General features: G+C 49.3%; 7 protein-coding genes. 3 read left to right on the top strand and 4 right to left on the bottom strand.

What is annotated here, in order from left to right; genetic code table 11:
- Positions 1-55 precede the first annotated feature (55 nt).
- Entirely contained in the window at positions 56-1162 is a 1107-nt protein-coding gene (locus Q7V48_09485; GenBank protein MDO9210963.1) for an ABC transporter ATP-binding protein, read from the top strand.
- Positions 1163-1259: 97 nt separating this feature from the next.
- Here the strand turns inward: Q7V48_09485 and Q7V48_09480 are convergent, their stop codons facing one another.
- The 3 genes from Q7V48_09480 to Q7V48_09470 all read right to left on the bottom strand — a co-directional run bounded on the left by Q7V48_09480 (position 1260) and on the right by Q7V48_09470 (position 4373).
- Positions 1260-2645 carry a UTP--glucose-1-phosphate uridylyltransferase gene (locus tag Q7V48_09480; GenBank protein ID MDO9210962.1) on the bottom strand — a complete coding sequence of 462 codons (1386 nt, stop codon included), beginning with the start codon at positions 2643-2645 and terminating at the stop codon, positions 1260-1262.
- An 81-nt stretch (positions 2646-2726) separates the two neighbouring features.
- Positions 2727-3725, bottom strand: a complete 999-nt coding sequence (epmA, locus tag Q7V48_09475; GenBank protein MDO9210961.1) for an EF-P lysine aminoacylase EpmA — start codon at positions 3723-3725, stop codon at positions 2727-2729.
- 117 nt (positions 3726-3842) lie between these two features.
- A complete protein-coding gene (locus tag Q7V48_09470) occupies positions 3843-4373 on the bottom strand; it encodes a ferritin family protein (GenBank protein MDO9210960.1) in 531 nt (176 codons plus the stop codon).
- A 404-nt stretch (positions 4374-4777) separates the two neighbouring features.
- Between Q7V48_09470 and Q7V48_09465 the strand changes: the two genes are divergently transcribed.
- Together Q7V48_09465 and Q7V48_09460 are read left to right on the top strand one after the other, a co-directional pair.
- Complete coding sequence (locus tag Q7V48_09465) at positions 4778-5695, top strand: patatin-like phospholipase family protein (GenBank protein ID MDO9210959.1); 918 nt, start codon at positions 4778-4780, stop codon at positions 5693-5695.
- 100 nt (positions 5696-5795) lie between these two features.
- Positions 5796-6668, top strand: coding sequence for a radical SAM protein (locus Q7V48_09460; protein ID MDO9210958.1), 873 nt, complete (start codon positions 5796-5798; stop codon positions 6666-6668).
- A 3-nt stretch (positions 6669-6671) separates the two neighbouring features.
- On the opposite strand, the gene Q7V48_09455 is transcribed toward Q7V48_09460, so the two are convergent.
- A partial coding sequence (locus Q7V48_09455; GenBank protein ID MDO9210957.1) for a hypothetical protein occupies positions 6672-7537 on the bottom strand: 866 nt, incomplete at its 5' end.

Below are 7537 nucleotides of genomic sequence, written 5' to 3'. Positions count from 1 at the left end.
TGGCCTATTTCATCAACCTGATCCTTACCAACATCCAGCAGAGAGAGAGACCCAGGTGAACGTCCCCGCGCCCATTTTAGAGGTCGACGGTTTACAGGTGCGCAAAGGGGGGACTTTAGTCCTGGATATTCCTTCCCTGAGGCTGGAGGAAGGGGAAATCCTTTCTCTGATCGGACCCAATGGGGCGGGGAAGACGACCTTACTGCAAGCCTTAGCCTGTTTAGTCAAGCCTTCCCAGGGAGAACTTTTTTTCAAAGAGAAAATCGTTTCCTCCAACCATGGCCTTTTCCAATACCGCAGGAAGCTGGCCATGGTATTCCAGGAACCGCTTCTCTTTGATACCACGGTGTTTGAGAATGTCTCCTCCGGCTTGAAAATCCGGGGTCTAAAAAGGGCAGAAATCGAAAGAAGGGTCAAGGAGAACCTTGAGCGGTTTGGAATTCCCCATCTCGTGCATCGCTCCGCCCGGAAGATTTCCGGCGGTGAGGCCCAAAGGGTGGCCCTGGCCCGGGCCTTCGCTACGCAGCCCGAGGTTCTCTTTCTGGATGAACCTTTTGCTTCCCTCGACCCCCCCACCCGGGAATCCTTGATCGATGACCTGGAACGGGTTCTGCGGCAGACCGGCACCACCATGATTTTTGCGACCCATGATCGGATGGAGGCCCTGAGACTCTCCGACCGGGTTGCCGTGATGAACCGAGGAAGAATCTTGCAGATTGGGCCTCCTCCGGAGGTCATGAATCAACCGCTGGACGAGTTTGTGGCTTCCTTCGTGGGAGTTGAAACTATCCTCACGGGGCGGGTAAGCAAAAAAGATAAAGGGAGTTTCTTGGCCTCTGTAATGGGTCATGAGGTGGAAGCAGTGGGCGAGGTTGAGTTGGGAGAAACTGTTGTTTTTTGCATCCGCCCGGAAAATGTGACCCTTTCCCCTTCTTCCCCCAAAGGGGCAACCAGCGCCAGGAATGTATTCTGGGGAAGAATCACCAAAATTATTCCCATGGGCCTTTTTTACAAAGTTCAACTCGATTGTGGTTTTCCCTTGGTCGCTTATGTAACGGCTCGCTCGCTGGAGGATTTGGCTTTAGTGGAGGGGAAAGAAGTGGCGGCCACTTTTAAAGCGACTTCTATTCACGTGGTGCAGAAAAAGCTGGTCGAAACCTGACTATCTCTTTTTGCCAAGCATCTTGGCCCGCCGGCAGGAACGAACGACAGCCGAAAAAACTGAGATGTCCTAATCTCTTTCGTGGCCCTTTCCTTTTTCATGAAGCAAGATATTTATCCTCTTTTATAATCAGCTTTTTTCCCTTAAGCTTGGCAATCAGTTCTTCTCCATCCAGGGCAAAAAGAGGGCTGACCTCCACCCGGACTTCCGGGGCCAGCCGGGCGCCTGCTTCTTTGAGCCAGCTCCTGTGAAGCTGAATCATGGCGGCCCGCGCCGTATCCGGGGAATCTTTCCCCTGCCGATTTTTCACCGGGGCAAATTCCTCCTCCCGGATCACCTCCATGCAACAGGCCTTCCGGGCTAAAGGGATGGAGTCAAACACGAAAGTTTCAAACTTCCAGCCAATCATTTTGGCCTCAAGGCCATCCCGCCCCTGGCCTTCAACCTCTTTCACTGCCCGGTGATAGGGCAAAGCAAACCCGTGTTGATTCAAACGTTGTACGAACGAAAGGGAGATCATGTGGATAGCGGTGTTCCCGGCCCAATGGCGAATTGCCCCTTTTTCATCCAGCGCTTTATAGTCCTCTGTCCGAAAGTCGCTGTACTCAACAATCGTTGGTTTACCGTTTACGAACCCGTAGACACCAACTTTTTCATCCGGCTCTTGGCGGCGGACCACTTTGGTGGATATTTCCGCCCCTTCCATCTTGTGGTATCCAATAAAAACGGGATCCGCTATTTTGACTAAGGGGTTGTCAACCTGACAATAAAAAAGTTCAGAAAATCCCTTATCGATAAGGTGTTGGAGAAAACCCGTTTCAAACAAGGCTTTAAGAGAACCTCCGTGGCCGTCGGGGTTTACCAATAGCTGCGTGTTATTCTTTAAGATTAGCTGACCTTCAGGAGTCAGGGTAGGCAACATTCCCTGGTTGAAAAAATATAATGTTTTTCTATCCAGGTTGAAAAAATTGTGGGCTTCAAAAAATTGTTGCGTCTCTTGTTGATTTTCCTGGTTAGTCATGATCAGCAGGGGAATCATAGCTTGATAGCGGTTCGAAAGAGCTTTTATGGATTCGGCGAAGAGCTGAAATAGAGATTTTTGCGTAACCGGCGATATTCGGAATTCCCCCTTTGGACCTTCGAAACCAAGACGCGATCCTTGCCCACCGGCCACAATCAGGACAGCGACCTCGTTTTTGCGGATGAGAGATTCTCCAAGAATACGGGCTTCCTGCTGGCGGGTCTTTTCCCGGGCTGTTTCAAGAATCGTAATGATGGGCGCCGGATGGATCTCATAAAAAGGACGAGAAAAATCTTTTTCTTGAGCAAATTTTCTGTACAACTCAAAGACAAGGGCCAGGTCCAATCCTTTCAATTCTTTTAAAAAATCACCCTTTTCCTCCAAGTTTAAACGGTAATAGTGGTCCAGGATGTACTGCTGGTTGTAATCTCCCAAGAGTTTCAAAGTTTGCTCTTTGTTCATCGATTGCCTCATAGGTTTTCCTTGCTTCGCCCCACTTTCATTATAGATTTCTTGCCCAATAACCGCAACCCGGAAGAACCTCTAAATCTGGGGAAAAGCCAGGACATCCTGGATGCTTGGGGCATCGCAAAAAAGCATGACTAACCGGTCCACACCCAGGGCAATCCCCGCTGCAGGGGGCATGCGGGAAAGCGATTGGAGAAGTTCTTCATCAATGGGGTAAATGGGTTTCCCCAGTTTCGCTCGAAGCCTTTGTTCTTCTTCAAATCGCCTTCTTTGCTCTACAGGATCGTTTAGTTCCGAAAAAGCATTGGCCAGTTCCAGGCCGGCGATGTAAAGCTCAAAACGTTCGGCCCAAAGTGGGTTGTCTGGTTTCAGGCGGGCCAGAGCAGCCATGCTCGCCGGATAATCGTAAAGGATTGTCGGCTTCGGAAAACCCAGCCGGGGTTCCACGGCCTCTAAAAATATTTTAAAAAAGACCTCATCGAAAGAATATTTTCCTTCCTGATCAAAGTGATACCCCCTTGATCTTGCCTCCTTAAGCAGGGAGGGGGCATCGAGATTCTTTTCGATATCGACTCCCCCATGAAGTCGCATGGCCTGGGCAACACTGAGGCGTTCAAAGGGAAGAGAAAAATCTAATTTTTCCCCTTGATAAGACCATTCATCAATTCTCAAAATTTTTCTGGAAAGGTAACTGACCAGTTCTTCGCAATCCTCCAGGATTTTGCGGTAATCCGCATTGGCCCGATACCATTCCAGCATGGTGAATTCAATCTGGTGGGTATTACCGATTTCACCATCCCTAAAAACCCGGCAAATCTGGAAAATATTCTCCCACCCGTAACCCAAGAGTTTTTTCATGCAGTATTCCGGGGAGGTGTGTAGGTATTTCTTCATTCGGCTACCATCCGGGCAGGTGCAATAAAGTTCCAGAGCCGAAAGGTGCGGCTCCATGCCTGGGGAAGAAACCAGGGCAGGAGTCTCTATTTCCACGAATTCCTGTTCCAGGAAAAACTGTCGCACCCCTTGGATGATTTTCCCCCTGCGGAGGAGGTTATCTTTGCGCCTCTTTTCCATACGGTCTGGTTATAACTAAAATAGGGCAACGAATCAAGAAAAAGGTTTTATAGATAATAGGCAGGAAAATAAATTGGGCCCCTGGCCGGGGAGAGGAAAGGTTGAGGGGTTATTTTTTTAAGCTCCATCGATGTGATGTCTTTCTTTAATGCGGTACCAGCCAGCAGGGTCCTGGAAATATTCGTAGGTATCCTGAAGAGAGAGACGATGCTCCCTTTCGAAGGAGGAAAGCAGCTCGTAGAATTTCCTTTCCACCGGATCCGCCACCTTGGCAGCCAAATCACCATAGAATTTTTCCCCTTGGGTTTCAAAGTCGATGGCAATTTTCACCGCCTCCATATCATCCATGTCGGCCTGGGATGAGGTGTCCACCGAGTCAACCAGCTTCCGGATGATGGCCTTCACCTCCGTTCCCTTCACCTTGAGGGGAACCGTCTCAGGCCACTTGCCATCCTTTTGCAGCCGTTTGTGCAATTCCAGGATCCGATGATAATGTTCATCTTCATCGCTGGCAATCGATGCGAACATTGATTTGCCGTGAGGATTTGTCGTTCTCTCCTTGTTCTTCAGGTAAAAATCCCTTTCCCGGGATTCGTTATTAAGGGCAACTTCCAGGGCCTGGATCCTTTCTTCTGTTTTGGTCGGCATTTTTCCCTCCTTTCCAAGTTCTGTCTCACTCACTGCCTTTAAACCTATTATAAAAGATAGAACCGTAAAAGACCACGCCAAAAATCTTCGGTTCATCTCCAAATTAGTTGATCAAATTTTTAATGTAAGCCTGCCAAGGGCTCGGAAGGAAAGGCAGATTGCAAGCAAGATGAATTTCCTTCCGGGCCCCTGAAATCACTGCCCATTTTAAATAGGCCAGCTCTTTGGCCCTCAACTAATTTGGAGATGATCCTTTTATTATTATACCCCATATCCGTTTCTTGCCAATGAAAAGAGTGAAATCGAAGATTAACTTTTCAAACTTCGGAAAGGACTGTTTATCTTTTCGTGCATTTGGTATAAATATATTACTGAAAGAATTTAAATATATTCGGGAGATTCACATGAGGGGCAAAGGCCAAAAACCACTGAATCGGTTATTCATTCTCTTCACGATACTCTTGTTTATTACGGCCTCATGCGCCCATAAGGAAATTCAACCTCCCCCAATTTCCCCCCTACCCCCGCCAAAGCCGGCGAAGATTGCACTGGTGTTGGGAGCAGGAGCGGCGAAGGGTTTTGCCCATATTGGAGTATTAAAAGTATTAGAGGCCAATAAAATTCCCATTCATATGATCGTCGGAACGAGTGCCGGCAGTTTTGTTGGGAGCCTCTATGCCTACGGATACAACGCCTTTCAACTTCAAACGCTGGCCCTTTCCGTGGAAAAAAGAGACATCGTCGACCTGATCATACCGGACAACGGTTTCATCCAGGGGGTAAAGCTTTCCGAGTATATCAATAAGGTTTTGAAGAATACCCCGCTGGAAAAACTGAATATTCCCTTTTATGCGGTGGCAACCGATATTCAAAATGGTCAGGAAGTCGTCTTTGGCCAAGGGAATACCGGATCTGCCGTAAGAGCAAGCTGTTCCGTTCCGGGTGTTTTTCGACCTGTAAAAATCGGCGACCGGATGTATGTAGATGGGGGGGTAGTCAGTCCTGTTGCCGTGGATGCCGCCCTGAAATATGGCGCCGATGTCATTGTTGCAGTTGACATCTCCTCTGATGTCGGAGCCTCAAAACCAGAAGGCACCATCGAAACCATTTTGCAATCCGTCAACATCATGTATTCAAGGCTTGGGGCCATCCAATGCGCCAAGGCCGACGTAGTCATAAAGCCGAAAGTGGGCCATATCGGCTCCAGCGATTTTTCCAAGAAGCACGAGGCGATCCTGGAAGGGGAAAAGGCCGCCACTGAGGCGCTGCCGAAAGTGAAGGGAATCCTCGACAGGCTCAAAAAAGAAGGGAGGTTGCAATAATACAGGAATTTTGGAATAATGGAATGGAGGAATAAGGGGGTCCTTTTGAACCCAATATTCCATCATTCCAGCTTGCCATTTTTCCGGGGTTTTAAAAGATATGGAATACGAGGGGATTGTCATCCGCCCTCCCAGCGAGGCGGAAAGCTTAATTCTGCAGGTTACCCTGGGTTGCTCGCATAACCGGTGTACCTTCTGCCCCACTTACAAAGGCCGCAGGTTCCGCATCAAAGACCTGGATACCATTAAATCGGAAATCGATGAAGTTGTTCCTTACGGCCCATTCCGGAAAGTTTTTTTAGCCGATGGCGACGCCTTGATTATTCCTCAGCCCAAACTCTTGGCCATCTTGGAGGTTCTCAACGAAAAAATCCGGGGCCTGCGCCGAGTAGGTATTTACGGGAATGCCAAGAGCATTCTGCGCAAGAGTGTGGATGAACTCAAGGCTCTAAAATCCCGGAAGTTGGGCATTGTTTATCTTGGAGTGGAGACCGGAGACCCGACTCTTCTGGAAAAAGTTCGCAAAGGTGCATCCTACGAGCAGATGGTCGAGGCTGGAAGAAGGGTGAAAGAGGCAGGAATTACTCTTTCGGCTACAGTTCTGCTGGGTCTGGGTGGGATGGAACATGCCCAGCAACACGCCCTGGCCACGGCAAAAATCCTTTCGGACATTGACCCGGATTTTGCCAGCGCCTTGACTTTAATGGTCGTCCCCGGAACGCCCCTTTACGAGGATATGGAAGCAGGGCGCTTCCAGCTTCCAACACCTTTCCAGTTGCTTGAGGAATTAGGGACGATCGTCGCTCATTCCCACTTTAGCCAGTGTTATTTCACTTCCAACCACGCTTCCAATTATCTGCCCATCAAAGCCCGCCTACCCAGAGATAAAAAGGCTGTCGTGAATTTAATTCAGCAAGTGGTAAGCTCCGAGGACACCTCCCGCCTGCGCCCGGAATTCCTGCGGGGATTGTAAGGATTATTTTTCCACCAGTTTTCGAACAAGCTCCGGGAGGCTGGCCAGCATCTCTTCTTCCTTCCCGTGTTCGCACTTGAGGGAGACAAGGGCCAGGGTACCCTGGGTTTCTACGTCGATGCGTTTTGCTTGGAGGACAGAGGTGTTACCCAGCACTCCGAAATTCCCCATGATGATCTGGCGCGCCGCCATCCCCTTTCCCGCCCGCACAGCTTGCTTTTCATCCACTAATCCGGACTGCTGCAGCCCCATCTCATTCATCACTTGGACAATATTTTCTCGATTGACCAGGGTAAAACGTCCCAACCGAAAAAGTTCCTCCCGCAGCGCCTCCGAAAGAATCAGGGCCACGGTTTTAAAAGGTTCGGGTGCCTCAAGATCATAAATGGCCAGTCGCGTCCGACCCTCGGCCATGGTTTCGGCACGGAGGGCTTTTTCTAAATCCACCTCCCTGGCCTTTGGGGGTGCTGGTACAATGGGTTCGGTCGTTACATCTATTGCAGGGGCCTTGGGTGTTGGGAGCCCGGCCATCCGCCGGCCTTTACGAATGGCCGTGGTCATCATATCGGACTTGGCCTCCTGAAATATTTCCCGGTAAGAAACTCTTATGATTTCTCTGGATTTCTCTGTATCCCTTCTTGTTACCAGAATAGAAATCTTAAATTTTCTCCCCGTTTCTATATTGATCAACATTATATCCCAGAATAAAATTTCTTCCCTACTGGTTCGCTCTACGATCATCGCGTATTCGGCATGCACCGCTTTACCAACCTGCCTGGCTAATTGCCAATCCTTTTTTGCCCACCTTGCCCCCCATTCCATTTCCGGATACCAGTGTTTCCCCAAGACGGCCTTGACCTCTTCCTCCG

The organism is Deltaproteobacteria bacterium (genome assembly GCA_030654105.1).
Lineage (GTDB): Bacteria > Desulfobacterota > SM23-61 > SM23-61 > SM23-61 > JAHJQK01.
The sequence above is the reverse complement of the archived record's forward strand: the minus strand, read 5'-3'. Positions and strand labels throughout refer to the sequence as shown.